Raw genomic sequence first — 16,587 nt, forward strand, 5'->3', positions numbered from 1 at the left:
TCAGACGGCTCGGTAGGTCAGGTGCATAGCGTTCACAGGCTTTGCTGGCGCTTCGCGCCAGATCGTCGGCAAGGTGGAGCGCCACCCCGGCAAACTCCCACGCCCTTCGGGCAGAAGCGATTAACATGTTTTTTCTCCGCCTCCTTTTTGCATCTGGCGGCACGCAGTGGAAGATTCCATCGTTGACTGCAAACACATTTAGGCCGTTTTGCTGATGTATTCGTCCTGATTCTTCATCAGGGCGAATGCGACACGTGCGAGCTTACGAGCCAGAATTACCAACGCTTCAGTGGTTGCCTTACCTTTGTTTCGATAGTGCTGATAAGTCTCTTTCCAAGCTGTCGAGCGACTCGCTGACATCGAGGCGTTATGCAGCAAACGGCGGATTTCCGAGCACCCTCGTTTCGTCAGGCGGCGGCCTGTTTTCTGTCCGGAATCGGAAACGCGTAAATCCATGCCAAGGAACGCGACGAAGGCGTCGCTGCTTTTAAATTCGCCTCGGATAAACGCCATGACCAAGGCCGTAGCCGTCAGGAAACCGATACCCTCGATAGCCTGACAGCGGGCCACCTGGTCCAGTAAACCGGCCTCACGCAGCAAGTCCTTGAGCTTCTTTTGAACCAGCAGATCAAGCTTTTCCATTTGTAGGGTGAAGCTTTTGAAGGCGGCTTTCAGCAGCTGCTCATTGCCCCAGCTCTGGCTAAGGGCGGTGCGCATGGTGACCAGCGCAGCCCTGCGTCGCAGCAGACTCTGCAGCTTGCCGTAGACGGCTGGAGGCGGAGTCCAAGGCTTGTTTCTATCGTCGCTGAGGAAAACGAAGAATTTTTTATCGGCGCTTTGGTGGAAGGGGTGAGGACGATTTCTCCCACGGTCTGTACTGGTGCTAACAGTCAGAAGCCGGCTTTAGGTCCCACCCACCCCTTCGAGTCCTACTATACAAGCCGGCTTGCCGACGAGCCGCGGTCCGACGTGGGTGCCACCGCCGGCAAGCCCGCTCCTACGGGTTGTGCATACGACAGGCGATCTGCCGGACTGCTACGGGATTGGTGTGGATGACCACTGTGGCATCGGTCACGCCGCATACCTGCGTCTGCCCTCAGGGCGTAGGAGTGAGCTTGCTCGCGATCCGGCGCGTAGCAGATCCGGCCGTTTCAATGGGTACTCTGGATGTTCTTGCTCGCAGCATCAGCCGGCAAAGCGAAGGCTTCCAGGTAATCGCCCGATTGGGTACCCAGGCCGCCATGGCCGCCAGCGGCAATCACCACATACTGTCTTCCATCCTTGCCCAGGTACGTCATCGGCGTGGCCTGTCCGCCTGCCGGCAACCGCGCCCGCCACAGCTCGCTGCCGTTCTGGGCGTCGAAAGCACGCAGGTAGTCGTCGGCGGTGGCGCCCATGAAGATCAGCCCCGAGCGGGTCGTGACGTTGCCGCCGATGTTGAAAATCCCGGTCGGGAACGGCAGGTTGGCGTGCAAGCCCATCGGCCCCATGTCGCGGGTCGTGCCGACGTCATGTTTCCAGACGACCGAGCGGGTGCGCAGATCCACTGCCGCCAGCTGCCCCCATGGCGGTGCTTTGCAGGGTGCGCCCAGCACGCCGAGCCAGGGCTCGACTTTCACCACGTAGGGCGTGCCGTATTGCGGGTTGATCGCAAATTCCTTGGGCCTTGGCGGTTGGCCCTGGCCGTCCCACGGCTGCACCAGGCCTTTTTTCTCGGCATCGCCACGCTCGAAGGTCTGAGCAACAAACGGAATGTAGCTCAGGTTCGCGTAGAGCCGTTGGCGTTCTGGATCGACCGAAGCGCCGTGCCAATCGATGACGCCATCGAACGCTGGATACACCAGGGTCTTTTTCTGCAATGAAAACGGGGTGAAAGCACCCTGGTAATCCAGGCTTTGAAATTCGATTCGGCAGAGCATCTGGTCGATCGGTGTGACACCCCAGGCGTCCTTCTCCTGCACTGGCGGCGGTGCGAATGAAGGCATACCCACCGAGTAAGGCTGGGTGGCCGAGACCGGTTCGCCCGGCAGCCCGCCCTGGGGTGCGGGCTTTTCGCTGACCTGCGCCACCGGTTGCCCGGTCTCGCGGTTGAGCACAAACAACTCACCGCGCTTGGTGGTCTGCACCAGCGCCGGAATGGTCTTGCCGTTGCTGTCAGGCAGGTCGACCAGAGTCGGGCCTATGGGCACGTCCATGTCCCACAAATCGTGGTGCAAGGTCTGAAATGACCAGCGCGGCTCACCGCTTTCGATGTCCAGCGCGACCACCGAGCTTGAGTATTTTTCATCGAAGGGCCGTCGCTTGGCGCCGTAGTAATCGGGTACCGCATTGCCGGTGGGCAGATACACCAGGCCACGCTCGACGTCGGCGGTGTACACGCCCCAGGCGTTGGGCGTGCCTGGGGTGAAATTATCGTCCGGCGCCGGATTGGCCACCGCGCTATCGGGGCGTCCGACGTCCCAGGCCCATGCCATGCGTCCGCTGACCGGGTCGAAGGCACGCACGGCGCCCGACGGCTCGTTGGTTTTCTGTCCATCGTAGATCCAGCCGCCGAGAATCACCCGGTCGCCCACCACCAGCGGCGGCGAAGTGACAAAGTGAAAGCCTTTGGGCACCTCACCCAGGTGCTGGCGCAAGGAGACGAACCCCTGATCACCAAAGTTCGCACACGGCTTGCCGGTGTTGGCGTCCAGGGCCACCAGGCGCGCGTCGGCCACAGGCGAGATGATCCGCTGCGCGCACTCGGTGCCCGCAGGAGCCTGGTAATAGGCCACACCGCGACATGCCAGGTAGGCGTTGTTGGCGGTTTCCGGTTTGGGATCGAAGCGCCAGCGCTCGGCGCCCGATTGGGCATCCAGCGCGATGACCTGGCTGTGCGGCGTGCAAATGTAGAGGGTGTCGCCGACCTTGATCGGCGTGACTTCAAAGTTGAATTCGTAGCCGTGCTTGTTCTCCCCGGAGCGCACCACGTCACCGGTGCGATACTCCCAGGCCGGTTGCAGCTGATCGACGTTTTTCTGATCGATCTGGGTCAACGGCGACCAGCGTTCGCCCCGGGCAGTACGGCCGTAGTAACGCCAGTCATTGTCCGCATCATCCCGCGACAGCGACGGCTGGACTGCTTGCGCCTGAGCCTGGCGGGCGGCATAGGGATGGGCCAGGAACAGCAAAGCCACCAGCGCAATGCCGAGCAAGGGAATGAGCACATTCCCGACCGGGGAGACCGGCCTGACCGGCGCAAGCCGTCGGCGAATGCGCGGCAGCAACAGGTACAGGCCGAGCAATGTCGGCATCAACACCCGAGGTTCCAGCGCCCAGACGTCCAGGCCGGACTCCCACAACGCCCATACAAGGGTTGCCAGCCAGATAACGCCGTAAAGCCACAATGACCAGCGCCGTCCTTTGATCAGCCCGAATCCGGTGAGCAGCAAGCCGAGGCCTGTCAGCAGGTAATATGGCGTGCCGTGAAGGGTCACCAGCCACAGGCCACCGGCTGAAAATATCAGGCCGACAAGGGCGACCACCGCCCCAGTCAACAGCGGAGTGCTTCGTCTGAGCAGATTCATGGCATCACCTGAGCTCGATTCACTTGGGGTCGGCGTCACACCGCTGGCGGGCACAACCGCGGCCCACACGTAGGAATTCGCAGCGCCAGGGAAAGTTCACTGAAAATGCGCAAAGGCCGTGCTGTAGAGGCCTGGGGTACAAGCGAGCGGGTGAAAGGCGAACCCGGCACCCACGGCCGGGTTCGTCGGGCGGACGGTCAGCGTTGCGGCGGGTTCTCTTGCGACACGGAATTGTTCACGTCGACATCTCCCATGTCCTCCTCGGCCAGCGCCTCGTCGTCCTCTTGCTCGGGTTGTTCGCCCTGACCAGACGGCGGATCAACGGCTGGGTTGGGCATGATGTCCGGTCTGCCCGGCTCAAGCGGCTCGCCAGGCCTTTTATCGGTTCCCGCGCCGCCCTGCGATTGCGATTCGCTGTTCATAAGCACCTCTCTTACGGCCCGAAGAAGTCGTGGCCTGTGATTTTGAAGGCGCAATCGGGGCGCGGTTCTGTGAATTTCTCAAACGGTAGGCCAGCCATCGATTAAATCCCGAACTCGTGCCGACAGAAGGCCTCAGATAGGAAGGTTCGAGGAGTCGAAGGAACGAGGGCATGCAAAACCTTAAGATCGCCACCTACAACGTCAACGGCATCGGCGCGCGGCTGCCCAATCTGCTGCAATGGCTGGAGCGCGAGCGGCCCGACATCGTCTGCCTGCAGGAGCTCAAGGCGCAGGACAAGGCGTTCCCGGCCGCAGAGCTTGAGGCAGCGGGCTACGGCTCTTTGCATCATGGTCAGGCGTCGTGGAACGGCGTGGCGATTCTGGCCCGCGATTCCGAGCCGCTGCAGATCAACAAAGGACTGCCCGGCGCCGAAGATGATACCCAGTCACGGTATCTGCAAGCGGCGGTACACGGCGTGGTGGTCGGCTGCCTGTATTTGCCCAACGGCAACCCGCAGCCCGGGCCCAAGTTCGACTACAAGCTCAGGTGGTTCGAGCAGCTGATCGAACATGCCGCGAGCTTGCAGTCCGGCGAGCACCCGGTGGTCCTGGCCGGCGATTACAACGTGGTGCCCACCGACGAGGACATCTACAACCCGCGCTCGTGGCTCAAGGACGCCTTGCTGCAGCCCGAAAGCCGCGAGTGCTATCAACGCTTGTTGGCCCAGGGCTGGACTGACTCGATCCGTCACCTGTACCCGGACGAGCGCATCTACACCTTCTGGGATTACTTTCGCCAGCACTGGCAGAAGAACTCCGGGCTGCGCATCGACCATCTGCTGTTGAATCCGGTGCTGGCCGCGCATTTACAGGACGCAGGGGTTGATGCCTGGGTGCGCGGCGAAGAGCACGCCAGCGATCACGCGCCGACCTGGATTCGCATCGGCCAGACCGCGAAAAAATCCAGGAAAACCTCAAGCACGGCCAAACAGGCGCCCGCCCAAGCGAAACCGGCCACCGGGCAAGCTCTGGATGAGTACAACCGCAAGCGTGATTTCAATGCCACGTCGGAACCGTCCGGGGCAGCAAAGGCCAAGCGCGCTACGAAGCAAAAGGCCGACAGCCCCGCCGCGCTGCAGTTCTGCATTCAAAAGCACGACGCCACCCGGCTGCACTACGACTTTCGCCTGGAGCTCGAGGGCACGCTCAAGAGCTGGGCGGTGCCCAAGGGCCCTTCCCTCGATCCCAAGGTCAAACGCCTGGCCGTGCACGTTGAAGACCACCCGATCGACTACGCCACCTTCGAGGGCAACATACCGGAGGGTCACTATGGCGCCGGTGATGTGATTGTCTGGGATCGTGGTATCTGGAAGCCGATTTCCGATCCTGCCCAGGCTTACGCCAAGGGCCGTCTGAAGTTCGAGCTACAGGGTGAAAAGCTCGGCGGCGAGTGGAACCTGGTCAAGACCCACATTCCCGGAAAACAGGAGCAATGGTTCCTGATCAAGCATCAGGATGAGTTCGCCCGACCCGAAGCCGACTACGACGTGGTCCAGGCCGAGCCCCACAGCGTGTTGAGCGATCGCACCATTGTTGAGAAAAAACGCGGCGGCAAGGCGGCGGCACCCAAGCCGGTAGACACTGTACCGGCGCCGCGCAAGAAACCCGTCAAGGCCACACTTACCGGGGCTGTGCCTGCGCAACTGCCTGACAGCATCAAGCCGGAACTGGCGACCCTGGTCGAGTCGGCGCCCGAAGGCGATTGGCGCTATGAAATCAAGTTCGATGGCTACCGGGTCATGGCCAGGGTCGACGACGGCAAGGTGCAGCTGTTTACCCGCAATGGCCATGACTGGACGCACAAGCTGCCGCGCCAGGCCGAAGCCATTGCCAGCCTGGCCCTTGAGTCAGGCTGGCTGGACGGTGAAATGGTGGTCGCCAACGAGCAAGGCGTACCGGACTTTCAGGCGCTGCAGAACGCCTTCGAAGCGGGCCGCAGCGGCAATATCGTTTATTACCTGTTTGACCTGCCGTTTCTCAACGGCGTGGATTTGCGCGACGTACCCGTGGAACAGCGCCGGGCCGCCCTGGCCAAGGTCCTGGAAGGCAGCGAAGACGAGATCCTGCGCTTTTCCGATGACTTCGGCGAAGCCCCCGATGCCCTGCTCAACAGTGCCTGCCAGATGCAAATGGAAGGGCTGATCGGCAAGCGCGTCGGCAGCCCGTACGTGTCCCGTCGCAGCGGTGACTGGATCAAACTCAAGTGCAAGCGGCGTCAGGAGTTCGTGGTTGTCGGCTACAGCGAACCCAAGGGTGCGCGCAGCAAGTTCGGCGCGCTGCTGCTGGGTCTGCATGATGCCGACAGCGGCCAGTTGCGCTACTCGGGCAAGGTCGGCACCGGCTTCAATGAGGCGACCTTGAACACCATCTACGAGCAGTTGCTGGCGTTGGAGACAAAGAAACCAGCGGTGGTCAATCCGCCGACAGGGTTCGAGGCCAAGGGTGTGCACTGGCTTGAACCGGTGCTGCTGGCCGAAGTCGCATTCGCCGAGATCACCAAGGAGGGATCGGTCAGGCACGCGGTCTTCCATGGCCTGCGCAACGACAAGCCCGCGCAGTCGATCACCGAGGAGCGCCCTGCCCCGACGCCTGAAGCCGAGCAGGCACCCGCTGCGGGCAAAACCCGCGCGGCCAAAGCCGTGTCGGCAAAAACCAGGGAGCCCAGAAAAGACCCGGCGCCGGGCTCAGGAAAAATCAGACTCACCCACCCCGAGCGAGTCATCGACTCCACCAGTGGCGCGACCAAACGGGATCTGGCCGACTACTACATCGGCATCTGCCACTGGCTGTTGCCGCAACTGGCCAATCGTCCCGTGGCGTTAGTGCGAGCACCGGAGGGCATCGGCGGCGAACTGTTCTTTCAGAAGAATGCCGAGCGCCTTGCCATTCCGGGTATCGAAACCATGGGCAAGGAATACACCGGCCATCCGGTAATGCTCATCAACAACCCGGAAGCGCTGATTGGCGCGGTGCAGATGAGTGCGATCGAATTGCACACCTGGAATGCCGTGTCCAAAGACCTCGAACGCCCGGACCGCTTCATTCTCGACCTTGACCCTGACCCTGCGCTGCCTTGGAAAAGCATGGTCGAGGCGACCCATCTGACGCTGGCAGTGCTCGATGAGCTGGGCCTGAAGTCGTTTCTCAAGACCAGCGGCGGCAAGGGCATTCACCTGGTCGTGCCGCTGACGCCCAAGGCCGACTGGGATGCCGTAAAGGATTTCAGTCACGCCATCGTCAAGCACATCGCCAAACTGCTGCCGGACCGGTTTTCCGCGGTGTCGGGGCCGAAGAATCGCGTCGGCAAGATCTTCATCGATTACCTGCGCAACGGCTTGGGGGCAACGACCATTTGCGCCTACTCAGTGCGAACCCGTGAAGGCCTGCCGGTGTCGGTGCCCATCTTTCGCGAGGAACTGCTCGAGATCAAAGGCGCCAACGTCTGGAATATCCACAACATCCACGAGCGACTGGGCGAACTGGACAGTGACCCATGGGCCGACATGGCGAAAACCCGGCAAACCATTACCGCCCAGATGCGCAAGCGCGTCGGCCTCAAGTGACATCAATCAAGCAGGAGAAAAACCATGGATAACTACCACATCAGCAAGACCGATAGCGGCTGGGCGCTGAAGAAACAGGGCGCGGACCGAGCGTCGAAGACCGCCGCCACCAAAAGCGAGATTCTGACCCTGGCCAGTGAGTTTCTCGACGGCAAGACCGCGTCACTGAAGATTCACAAGGAAGACGGCACGATTCAGGAAGAGCGCACCTACCCACGCAGCGCCGATCCGCAGAAAACCAAGGGCTGACCGCGTTGCGGGCGGGCAATGCCGGCCGCGGATGGCTCAGCCGGATTCACCGGCGAGCATCCGCTGATGGAAACCCGGCAGCGACTCCAGCGCATGCAGCGCCGCCTGGTGCTGCAGCGACTCGCGGTCGCCGAAAAAGCGCTGGCGCCGGGTGAACAGCGCGGTTCGCCCCTGGTGTATGAACCCCCAGGCGAAACACACGGTGCCCGCCGGAATGCCATCCACATCCTCGGTACCGCACAGCCCGGTGGTGGCGATTGCAACCGTTGCCGGGCTGTCGCGCAACGCGCCCAGCGCCATCTCCCGGGCGACCTCGACGCTGGTCAGGTTGAAATGCTCGATAGTCCGGGCGCTGACCCCCAGCAACCGCTGTTTGGCCTCAGGCGAATAGACAACGTAGCCACACTCCACCAGCGAGCCACTGCCCGGCACCTGCGCGAGCAGCGCGACGATGCGTCCCGCCGTGCATGATTCTGCCGTCGCCAACAATAGGTCGTGCTCCTTCAGATAGGTGACGATGTCGTGCGCGATCATGGGACCACCCTCCTTACGCCTGTTGTATTTGCCGTTAGACAGGTGCTGATCGGGTTCGTCTCGACTTCTGCCCCAGCGCCCGTGCCGGCGCTATGAACGAGCCCGCCAGGCCGGCAAACAGAGGCGTCGCAGCCCGGTTTGGCAAAAACCGCACCGCACATCTCCCGGCCATGCAAATGGCTGAACTAAACCCATACAACCCGGCTCCGCTATTTAGTGGTTCACCATTGAGCAGCGGAGAAAACAAGATGAGAGCACTCACTTACCATGGCGCCCATGACGTCAAAGTCGACACCGTCCCGGACCCAACCATCGAGGCGGCCGACGACATCATCCTGCGGGTGACGGCCACAGCCATCTGCGGCTCGGACCTGCATCTGTATCGAGGCAAGATTCCGACCGTCGAGCATGGCGATATCTTCGGACATGAGTTCATGGGCATCGTGGAGGAAACCGGCTCGGCGGTGACCGCCGTCCAGCGCGGTGACCGGGTAGTGATCCCGTTCGTGATCGCCTGCGGCGAATGTTTTTTCTGCCAGCAGGACCTGTTCGCCGCCTGTGAGACGACCAACACCGGGCGCGGCGCGATCCTCAATAAAAAGTCCATTCCACCGGGCGCCGCGCTGTTCGGTTTCAGCCATATGTACGGCGGTATTCCGGGCGGTCAGGCCGACTACGTGCGAGTGCCCAAAGCCAATACCGGCCCGTTCAAGGTCCCCGGGACGCTGGCCGATGAGAAGGTCCTGTTCCTCTCCGACATCCTGCCCACCGCCTTCCAGGCAGTGACCAACACCGGGATCGGCAAAGGCTCCAGCATCGCCATCTACGGTGCCGGCCCGGTGGGCCTGCTCAGCGCGGCCTGTGCGCGGATGCTCGGCGCCGAGCGCATCTTCATGGTTGATCACCACGACTACCGGCTGGCCTATGCGCAGCGCACCTACGGGGTAATCCCGATCAACTTTGATGAAGACGACGATCCGGCTGACACCATCATCCGCCAGACCCCGGGCATGCGCGGCGTGGATGGCGTAGTGGATGCGGTAGGGTTCGAAGCCAAGGGCAGCACCACCGAAACCATCCTGGCCACGCTCAAGCTCGAAGGCAGCAGCGGCAAAGCGTTGCGTCAGTGCATCGCCGCCGTGCGCCGCGGCGGAGTGGTCAGCGTGCCGGGGGTTTATTCGGGCTTCATCCATGGCTTCCTGTTCGGCGATGCATTCGACAAGGGGCTGACGTTCAAGATGGGCCAGACCCATGTGCAGCGCTTCCTGCCGGAACTGCTCGAGCATATCGAAATGGGCCGGCTGACCCCGGAAGCGATCATCACTCACCGCATGTCATTGGAGCAGGCGGCTGAGGGCTACAAGATTTTCGACAAGAAACAGGAGGACTGCCGCAAGGTGATCCTGACCCCGGGCGGCAGTGACATTCCCGTCGCGCAACCCATTGTCGTCGACGGCGAACCTGCCATGTGAGCGACCTGATGCGAGGTGAAGAAAATGGAAATGACCATATTTTCGATTGCCGTGGTGGTGATCGTGCTGTTCGTGGACCTGTGGGCGATCGCCAGTGTCTGGCACTCGACCAAGACCTCTGCGACAAAAATGGGCTGGGCAGTCGTGATCCTGGCGCTGCCCGTTGTCGGATTGGTGATCTGGGGCATCGCCGGCCCGCGCGGAGTGGCCGAACCGCCTACGTCCAAGGAGCACAGCAAGGGCTAGTCAGCACGTGCCGGCACCGCTGATCTGATCTGATCTGCACAGCTCACGTCAGCGGCGCCGTGAATTTGCAGCACGGCCGCCGAACCACGATAGGCGACGGCGTGCTGGCGAACGCGGTCGATCAGCCATGCATCAGTAGACTGACACGGCGCATTCGTCAGCACGCCGCAAACCGTCCACTGCGACCTGCCGGTTGCCACCCTGGAATCCACACCGCTGCGCACAGCCATCCGCTCTGCGCGTTCAGCTTCGCTCCGCCAACAGGAATTCGATCAACGTCGCGGCGCAGGCGTCGATGCCCGCTTCATCGATGATTTCAAAACCATGGGTGTTTTCCGTGGGGATGCCGTTGGCATCGACCCGCTTGACCAGCATGGCGATTTCATCCAGGTGCGCCATGACCCGGATACCGTCATCCGGATGACTCGGCTGAGCCGAGCGTATCAGGCCAATCACGTTGCCGGCCCGGTCTAGCGTGACCTCATCGCAGTGCCGCGCAAGCTGCGCCTGGCACAGGCTGCGCACCTCGTCTTCCTGCCCGCCAGGCCCGTGGGCCAGCAGCAGACGTTCCAGCAGGCGGTGACTTTCACGATCCATAGTGTCCTCTGGGTAAACGGCGAAAAGGCTGTCAGGCAGGCAGCCGTCGCAGGTCTTTTGATAGGCGTAATGGTCGACCGGTTTGCCGGCGTCGAATTCCCTGCCGATGCGTCGCCAGGCCTTCGCACTCGGTGGGTGACCACTGCAGCGCCGATCACGCCGACAGCCTGCGCCGTACGGACAATTACTCGGAACCGACGTGCCTGCTGGCGTTTCTAACGGCAAACCCCGTCATCAAGGACCACTTCCATGAGCCTGAGCACCCCCGAGCAACTTCCAGAGCGTCGTCGTTTCCTGCGCATCACCGGCTCGGCGGTGGCCGCCGCCAGCATGCTGGGATGGGCCGCGCAATCAGGCTGGGCGCAAGCCGCCGAGGGCACTGCCGCGCAAGGCACTGCGCAGCCCGCCGCCGACCTGCCCAAACCGGTAAAACTGCCGGCGATGCAGGAGGATGAAACCGAGAAATCCGAAATGCCGGTGCAATTGGGCAAGGACGGTCGCCTGGGGATCGCCATCGTCGGCCTGGGCCGCTTGAGTCTTGAGCAGATCATGCCCGCGCTGGCGTCGTCGAAACGCTGTCGGGTCACGGCGCTGGTCAGTGGCGATGCACAGAAGGCCCGGCGGGTGGCGGCGATGTACGACGTGCCGGAATCATCGATCTACGACTACCAGAGCTTCGACCGGCTGCGCGACAATCCCCAGGTGCAGGCGGTGTACATCGTCCTGCCCAATGCCTTGCACCGCGAGTTCACGGTCAGGGCGGCGCAGGCCGGAAAACACGTGCTGTGCGAGAAGCCCATGGCCACCTCGGCCGCTGATTGCCAGGCGATGATCGATGCCTGCAAAGCGGCCAACCGGTTGTTGATGATCGCCTACCGCATCCAGTTCGAACCCCTCAACCGGCAGGTCATGGACTGGGTACGCGACGGCTCCACCCTGGGCAAGATCAAGCTCATCGACATGGCCAACTGTCAGAACCAGTCCAGGGAAAACGTCCACCAGTGGCGCCATGTCAAAGCCTTGGCCGGCGGCGGCGCATTACCGGACATCGGCCTGTACTGCCTGAACACCGCGCGTTTTCTGCTCGGTGAAGAACCTCTGGAAGTGTCGGCAAGCCAGTACAGCAGCGAAGGCGACGCGCGGTTCGCCGAGGTCGAGGAAGCCATGCTCTGGCAAATGCGCTTCCCCAGTGGCGTGCGCGTGCAGTGCACCTGCAGCTATGCGGCCTTCACCTCCAAACGCTATCGGGTCCTGGGTGAAAAAGGCTGGGCCGACATGGACCCGGCGTTCGCCTATGAAGGCTTGCAACTCAAGCGCAGCCGGATCGCCCGCGACACCGATGAATTCATCGCCCCGGGGATCGAGCAGATCAGCACCAAGGCGAAAAACCAGTTCGCCCTGGAGATGGACCACTTCGCCGAATGCGTGGTCAGCGGCAAGCAGCCATGGACGCCCGGCGAAGAAGGCTTGCAGGATCAACGCATCATGGAGGCGATCTACGAGTCGGCGCGCGTCGGCAAGCCGGTGCAACTGGCCCACGTCAAGGGTCTGGACGTTTTTCGCGGCACAGCGCCGTCCAAGGCATGAAACCTGCCCCCTGCCGGCGAGCGAGCCCAGCGGTGGCTGCTACGCCGCCCGCCCAGCGTAAACGGCTGAATCTTTTCCAGGCACTGCTATCCACATCAGTGAACATCGCCCAAAGGGCACGCACGCATGAGAGGAATGACCCATGACAACCACGATCCGCACTGTGCTCGGCCTTTGCTGCGTACTGGCGCTACACGGATGCTTTGACAACGACCACAACCAGGACAAGAACAAGGACCAATCCAAGCCTTCGCTGCAGATGCAGCAGAACGACGACAAGAAGTAGTCTGCTTCGCCTTCATTGGCAGTGCTGCCTGAGCACAAATCAGACCGCCCGCACACCGGCTGTGTTGGCAGGCGGCTGGGTAGACGCTCAGGCAGGCGCAGTGATCACTATTTCACACGGGCCTTGTCGACCATCTGCTTGATGGTGCCGGTCGGGATACTGACCAGTGCGTACTTGTCCTGGACTTCGACCCATTGCTCGTCCTTGCCCGGAGCACTCAGGTGACGTTTCTGCCAGTCCTTGAGGGCAAGGCTTTCGCGTTGGTATTCGTCAGGCAGGTTGTCGCCCTCCTTTATCTGTTTGACCCCGGCACCCGGTCTGTCCAGGGTCACGCTCGGCTCCTCGGCGGCATGGGCGAAGCTGCTCAATGCGCAGAGTGCGGCGAATGCCAAGTGCGCTAGATGGTTTTTACCCGTCATCATCAGTCTCCTTGTGAACCTTGAAGGCAGTGGCTGCCCGTAAAAAAACCGGGCCCGATTGCGGCCGTTGATCTATCGACCGAGCCAAGGCTGAAAGTTTCCATCGTTGTGCTTTTGATCGAGCATTCAATGCTCGCGCTGTGAAAATTTCCAGCGTCACAAATTCGCAGCCGCACGCTGGGCGCATCCGGCGTTTCCGGAAAAAAAATGAACGTTTGCTCTCCCCCGCCTCTCCGAATCTAGGACTGCACATGGCGCAAATGCCATCAGACGCTTCAGACCCTTCACAGGAGAATTCAACATGGCGACCGAAAACCAATACGCGATGCAGAATCCACTGACTCAGTACCCGCAGCCCGAATTTCCCAAGCAACCGCAGACTCCGCCCGGCACGGTGCACAAGCTGCAACCGGCCGCCGACCATGGCGAGACCAGCTACAAAGGCTTTGGCAGACTGGCGGGGCGCAAGGCGCTGATCACCGGCGCGGACTCCGGGATCGGCCGTGCCGCGGCGATTGCCTATGCCCGGGAAGGCGCAGACATCGCCCTCAACTACCTGCCCACAGAAGAGGCAGACGCCCGGGAAGTGGTGGCGTTGATCGAAGCCGAGGGCCGCAAAGCGGTGTGCATTCCTGGCGACCTGACCAACGAAGCGTTTTGTACCGAACTGGTTAGCCAGGCGGCGGCGGGCCTGGGTGGACTGGACGTGCTGGTCAACGTGGCGGGCAAGCAGACGGCGGTCAAGGACATCGCCGAGCTTTCAACCGAACAGTTCGACGCCACCTTCAAAACCAACGTCTACGCGCTGTTCTGGGTGTGCAAGGCGGCCCTGCCCCTGCTCAAACCCGGCGCCACCATCATCAACACCGCCTCGATTCAGGCGTATCAGCCTTCCGAAACGCTGCTCGACTACGCGCCGACCAAGTCGGCGATCGTCGCGTTTACCAAAGCGCTGGCCAAACAGGTGATCAGCAAGGGTATCCGGGTCAATGCCGTGGCCCCCGGACCGTTCTGGACACCGCTGCAACCCAGCGGCGGCCAGCCGCAAGAGAAAATCCCCGCCTTCGGCTCGGAAACGCCCATGGGACGTCCCGGGCAGCCGGCCGAGTGCGCGCCGATCTATGTGCTGCTGGCCAACCAGGAGTCGAGCTACATCACCGGCGAAGTGTTTGGCGTCACCGGCGGCAACCCACTGCCGTGAGTGCACAACGCTGCACCCCGACCCGCGACCGAGGCTACATAGCACTGGATCAGTACATTGCCCTGGGAGACGGTCGCTCCGTCGCCCTGTCGGCCACTGACGGTTCGATCGACTGGTGGTGCGCGCCAAACATGGATTCGCCGCCGCTTTTGGACCGCATGCTCAGTGCCGACAGCGGCGGCTATTTCAGCATCACCCCGCGCCAAGCCTTCACGATAGAGCGCGCCTACCTGCCCGAAAGCAACGTCGCCTGCACGCTGTTCAAGACCGCCACCGGGACCGTGCGGATGACCGAATCGTTGAACAGCGGCAATGCCGGGCGCCTGCCCTGGAGCGAACTGGCGCGGCGTCTGGACGGTGTGGACGGCGAGGTGGTTTTTGACATCGTGTTCAAACCCGGCACCCGCGCCGACAGCGTCAGCCCGTGGATCCAGGAGACCGGTCACGGGCCGGTCTTCCATATCAGCACGCTGATGGTGATGCTCAAGGTCAGCAGCCAGGTGGCCGTCAGCCTCTACAGTGACCGCCGGGTAGACGCACGCTGCACGGTCAGCGCCGGTGAACGCGTGACGCTGGCGCTGCTGGCGTGCGACGACGAGCCGTTCGCAGTGCCGACCCTTGAGCAGATCGATGCGCGGATCGAGCTGAGCGACAATGCCTGGCGCGACTGGACCGCCACCTTGGGTTTTAACGGCGACTACGCCGACCCGGTGCAGCGCTCGGCTCTGGCGCTCAAGTTGCTGCTTTACTCACCCAGTGGCGCGATTGCGGCTGCCGCCACAAGCTCGCTGCCGGAAAAAATCGGCTCGGATCGCAACTACGATTATCGCTATGCCTGGGTGCGCGACGCGGCGTACACCATCAAGGCGTTGCTGCGGGTCGGCGCGCTGCAGGAAGCCAAAGCCGCGTTTGCCTGGCTGATCGGTGCCATCGGCAAGCATGGTCCGCGCATGCACGTGTGCTACACCCTGGAGGGCGATCGCGTCGCCGACCTGCAGACCATTCCCTTGTCCGGTTATAAAGACAGCAAGCCTGTGGTCATCGGCAACTCTGCGTTCGATCAGCTGCAACTGAGCCTGTACGGCGACATCCTCGAGACCGCCTCGCTGTTCGTCGAGCGCGGCCACCTGCTGGATGAGTCCACCGCCCGGTTGTTGCACGATCTGGCCGACCAGTGCGCGGACGAGTGGAATTCTCCGGATGCCGGTATCTGGGAGCTGCCCGAGCAGCAGCACTACACGATCTCCAAGATCGGCTGCTGGATGGCTCTGGATCGGGCCAGCAAACTGGCTGAAGCCGGGCAGATCCCCGATGGCAAGGCGCAACGCTGGGCCAGGGAACGCGACCGGATTCGCGACTGGATCGATGAACACTGTTGGTCGCAGACGCTTGAGGCCTACACCCTGCATCCAGGGACCGAACGCCTGGACGCCTCGTTGCTGCTGGCCGCGCGGTTCGGCTTCGAGCGCAAGGACCGGATCGCCCAGACCCGCGACGCGGTGGTCGCGCAGTTGAGCCGAGGGCCGCTGCTGTACAGGTATTCCGGCGCAGAGGGCAAGGAAGGGTGTTTCCTGGCGTGCTCCTTCTGGTTGGTCGAAGCCTATGCCTTGTTGGGGGAACGCAGCAAAGGCCGGCAGCTCATGCAGGCATTGCTCGAGCAGACCATGCGCAGCAACGGCGTCATGGCCGAGATGCTCGACCCGGACACCGGCCTGCCGCTGGGCAACTTCCCCCAGGGCCTGAGTCACCTGACGCTGATCCACGCAGCGCTCGCTTGTAGGGGTGATTGAGGGCGGTTCAGATACCCGCCCTCGCCTACATGCCTTGCGTCTGGCGGCCTAGCTGCGTGTGTCCGGAGAATGAAAAATAAAGGGTGACCCTTCTGTAGCCGTCCGGCTTGCCGGCGGTGGTGATCTTGCGGGCGATACCGCCGGCAAGCCGGACAGCTACAGGGGTCTGGCGGGCGATCTGCTAGGCCCGGCAGGCAGCGGGCCTTGAGGGGCTCGCCTCTGCAGGGCTCTGGCCCGACTGTCAGCCTGCCGCGACGACGGTGATTTCCACCAGCAGATCCGGGGCGGCGAGGCGGGATTCGACCGTGGCCCGCGCAGGCGCATGGCCTTGCGGTGCCCAGGCGTCCCACACTTCATTCATGCCGGCGAAATTGGCCTGGATGTCCGACAGCCAGACTTGCGCGCTGAGAATCCGGGTCTTGTCCAGACCCGCCTTGGCCAGGAAGTTGTCGATTTTCTCCAGTACTTGAGCCGTCTGCCCCTTGATATCCAGGCTGCGGTCGGTGGCGGTCTGGCCGCCGAGAAAGGTGAAGCCGTTGCACTGTACGACGCGGCTCATGCGTTGATTGGTTTCGATACGGGTGATTTCCAGCAT

Annotated in this window: 14 protein-coding genes and 1 pseudogene; 8 read left to right on the top strand and 7 right to left on the bottom strand. The window is 62.3% G+C overall.

What is annotated here, in order from left to right; translation table 11 throughout:
• Window positions 1-198: 198 nt before the first annotated feature.
• The 3 genes and pseudogenes from ACI2KS_RS12475 to ACI2KS_RS12485 all read right to left on the bottom strand — a co-directional run.
• Window positions 199-792, bottom strand: a pseudogene (locus ACI2KS_RS12475) (transposase); the annotation flags it as partial.
• 359 nt (window positions 793-1,151) lie between these two features.
• Window positions 1,152-3,566 carry a membrane-bound PQQ-dependent dehydrogenase, glucose/quinate/shikimate family gene (locus ACI2KS_RS12480; RefSeq protein WP_404620525.1) on the bottom strand — a complete coding sequence of 805 codons (2,415 nt, stop codon included), beginning with the start codon at window positions 3,564-3,566 and terminating at the stop codon, window positions 1,152-1,154.
• 197 nt (window positions 3,567-3,763) lie between these two features.
• Entirely contained in the window at window positions 3,764-3,988 is a 225-nt protein-coding gene (locus ACI2KS_RS12485) for a hypothetical protein (RefSeq protein ID WP_404620527.1), read from the bottom strand.
• A gap of 170 nt (window positions 3,989-4,158) precedes the next feature.
• On the opposite strand from ACI2KS_RS12485, the gene ligD reads away from it, so the two are divergent.
• Entirely contained in the window at window positions 4,159-7,611 is a 3,453-nt protein-coding gene (gene ligD, locus ACI2KS_RS12490; RefSeq protein WP_404620529.1) for a DNA ligase D, read from the top strand.
• Window positions 7,612-7,635: 24 nt separating this feature from the next.
• Window positions 7,636-7,860, top strand: a complete 225-nt coding sequence (locus ACI2KS_RS12495; RefSeq protein ID WP_404620531.1) for a DUF2188 domain-containing protein — start codon at window positions 7,636-7,638, stop codon at window positions 7,858-7,860.
• A gap of 36 nt (window positions 7,861-7,896) precedes the next feature.
• On the opposite strand, the gene ACI2KS_RS12500 is transcribed toward ACI2KS_RS12495, so the two are convergent.
• Window positions 7,897-8,394 carry a CinA family protein gene (locus ACI2KS_RS12500; RefSeq protein WP_404620533.1) on the bottom strand — a complete coding sequence of 166 codons (498 nt, stop codon included), beginning with the start codon at window positions 8,392-8,394 and terminating at the stop codon, window positions 7,897-7,899.
• A 248-nt stretch (window positions 8,395-8,642) separates the two neighbouring features.
• Here ACI2KS_RS12500 and ACI2KS_RS12505 point away from each other — a divergent pair, with 248 nt between their 5' ends.
• Together ACI2KS_RS12505 and ACI2KS_RS12510 are read left to right on the top strand one after the other, a co-directional pair.
• Window positions 8,643-9,866, top strand: a complete 1,224-nt coding sequence (locus ACI2KS_RS12505; RefSeq protein WP_404620535.1) for a zinc-dependent alcohol dehydrogenase — start codon at window positions 8,643-8,645, stop codon at window positions 9,864-9,866.
• Between the two features lie 24 nt (window positions 9,867-9,890).
• Window positions 9,891-10,112 (top strand): PLD nuclease N-terminal domain-containing protein, encoded by a 222-nt coding sequence (locus tag ACI2KS_RS12510; protein WP_404620537.1) that lies wholly within the window; start codon window positions 9,891-9,893, stop codon window positions 10,110-10,112.
• A gap of 243 nt (window positions 10,113-10,355) precedes the next feature.
• Here the strand turns inward: ACI2KS_RS12510 and ACI2KS_RS12515 are convergent, their stop codons facing one another.
• A complete protein-coding gene (locus ACI2KS_RS12515; RefSeq protein WP_404620539.1) occupies window positions 10,356-10,709 on the bottom strand; it encodes a hypothetical protein in 354 nt (117 codons plus the stop codon).
• A 249-nt stretch (window positions 10,710-10,958) separates the two neighbouring features.
• On the opposite strand from ACI2KS_RS12515, the gene ACI2KS_RS12520 reads away from it, so the two are divergent.
• Together ACI2KS_RS12520 and ACI2KS_RS12525 are read left to right on the top strand one after the other, a co-directional pair.
• Window positions 10,959-12,296, top strand: a complete 1,338-nt coding sequence (locus ACI2KS_RS12520) for a Gfo/Idh/MocA family protein (protein WP_404620541.1) — start codon at window positions 10,959-10,961, stop codon at window positions 12,294-12,296.
• A gap of 142 nt (window positions 12,297-12,438) precedes the next feature.
• Window positions 12,439-12,582: a hypothetical protein gene (locus tag ACI2KS_RS12525; RefSeq protein ID WP_404620543.1), complete on the top strand. Its 144-nt coding sequence runs from the start codon at window positions 12,439-12,441 to the stop codon at window positions 12,580-12,582.
• Window positions 12,583-12,689: 107 nt separating this feature from the next.
• Here the strand turns inward: ACI2KS_RS12525 and ACI2KS_RS12530 are convergent, their stop codons facing one another.
• The gene (locus ACI2KS_RS12530) at window positions 12,690-13,004 is read right to left on the bottom strand and encodes an RcnB family protein (RefSeq protein WP_404620545.1); all 315 of its coding nucleotides are present in this window, start codon (window positions 13,002-13,004) and stop codon (window positions 12,690-12,692) included.
• 298 nt (window positions 13,005-13,302) lie between these two features.
• On the opposite strand from ACI2KS_RS12530, the gene ACI2KS_RS12535 reads away from it, so the two are divergent.
• Complete coding sequence (locus ACI2KS_RS12535; RefSeq protein ID WP_404620547.1) at window positions 13,303-14,202, top strand: SDR family oxidoreductase; 900 nt, start codon at window positions 13,303-13,305, stop codon at window positions 14,200-14,202.
• Entirely contained in the window at window positions 14,199-15,992 is a 1,794-nt protein-coding gene (locus ACI2KS_RS12540; protein ID WP_404620549.1) for a glycoside hydrolase family 15 protein, read from the top strand. The genes ACI2KS_RS12535 and ACI2KS_RS12540 overlap by 4 nt, the downstream gene beginning before the upstream one ends.
• A 241-nt stretch (window positions 15,993-16,233) precedes the next feature.
• Here the strand turns inward: ACI2KS_RS12540 and ACI2KS_RS12545 are convergent, their stop codons facing one another.
• A complete protein-coding gene (locus ACI2KS_RS12545; RefSeq protein ID WP_404620551.1) occupies window positions 16,234-16,587 on the bottom strand; it encodes a RidA family protein in 354 nt (117 codons plus the stop codon).

The organism is Pseudomonas sp. NPDC087358, from assembly GCF_044900785.1.
Taxonomy (GTDB): domain Bacteria; phylum Pseudomonadota; class Gammaproteobacteria; order Pseudomonadales; family Pseudomonadaceae; genus Aquipseudomonas.

Coding starts and splice junctions, on each gene's coding strand:
- ACI2KS_RS12480 (WP_404620525.1), bottom strand. CDS start 3,566: ATGAATCTGCTCAGACGAAGCACTCCGCTGTTGACTGGGGCGGTGGTC.
- ACI2KS_RS12485 (WP_404620527.1), bottom strand. CDS start 3,988: ATGAACAGCGAATCGCAATCGCAGGGCGGCGCGGGAACCGATAAAAGG.
- ligD (WP_404620529.1), top strand. CDS start 4,159: ATGCAAAACCTTAAGATCGCCACCTACAACGTCAACGGCATCGGCGCG.
- ACI2KS_RS12495 (WP_404620531.1), top strand. CDS start 7,636: ATGGATAACTACCACATCAGCAAGACCGATAGCGGCTGGGCGCTGAAG.
- ACI2KS_RS12500 (WP_404620533.1), bottom strand. CDS start 8,394: ATGATCGCGCACGACATCGTCACCTATCTGAAGGAGCACGACCTATTG.
- ACI2KS_RS12505 (WP_404620535.1), top strand. CDS start 8,643: ATGAGAGCACTCACTTACCATGGCGCCCATGACGTCAAAGTCGACACC.
- ACI2KS_RS12510 (WP_404620537.1), top strand. CDS start 9,891: ATGGAAATGACCATATTTTCGATTGCCGTGGTGGTGATCGTGCTGTTC.
- ACI2KS_RS12515 (WP_404620539.1), bottom strand. CDS start 10,709: ATGGATCGTGAAAGTCACCGCCTGCTGGAACGTCTGCTGCTGGCCCAC.
- ACI2KS_RS12520 (WP_404620541.1), top strand. CDS start 10,959: ATGAGCCTGAGCACCCCCGAGCAACTTCCAGAGCGTCGTCGTTTCCTG.
- ACI2KS_RS12525 (WP_404620543.1), top strand. CDS start 12,439: ATGACAACCACGATCCGCACTGTGCTCGGCCTTTGCTGCGTACTGGCG.
- ACI2KS_RS12530 (WP_404620545.1), bottom strand. CDS start 13,004: ATGATGACGGGTAAAAACCATCTAGCGCACTTGGCATTCGCCGCACTC.
- ACI2KS_RS12535 (WP_404620547.1), top strand. CDS start 13,303: ATGGCGACCGAAAACCAATACGCGATGCAGAATCCACTGACTCAGTAC.
- ACI2KS_RS12545 (WP_404620551.1), bottom strand. CDS start 16,587: ATGCTGGAAATCACCCGTATCGAAACCAATCAACGCATGAGCCGCGTC.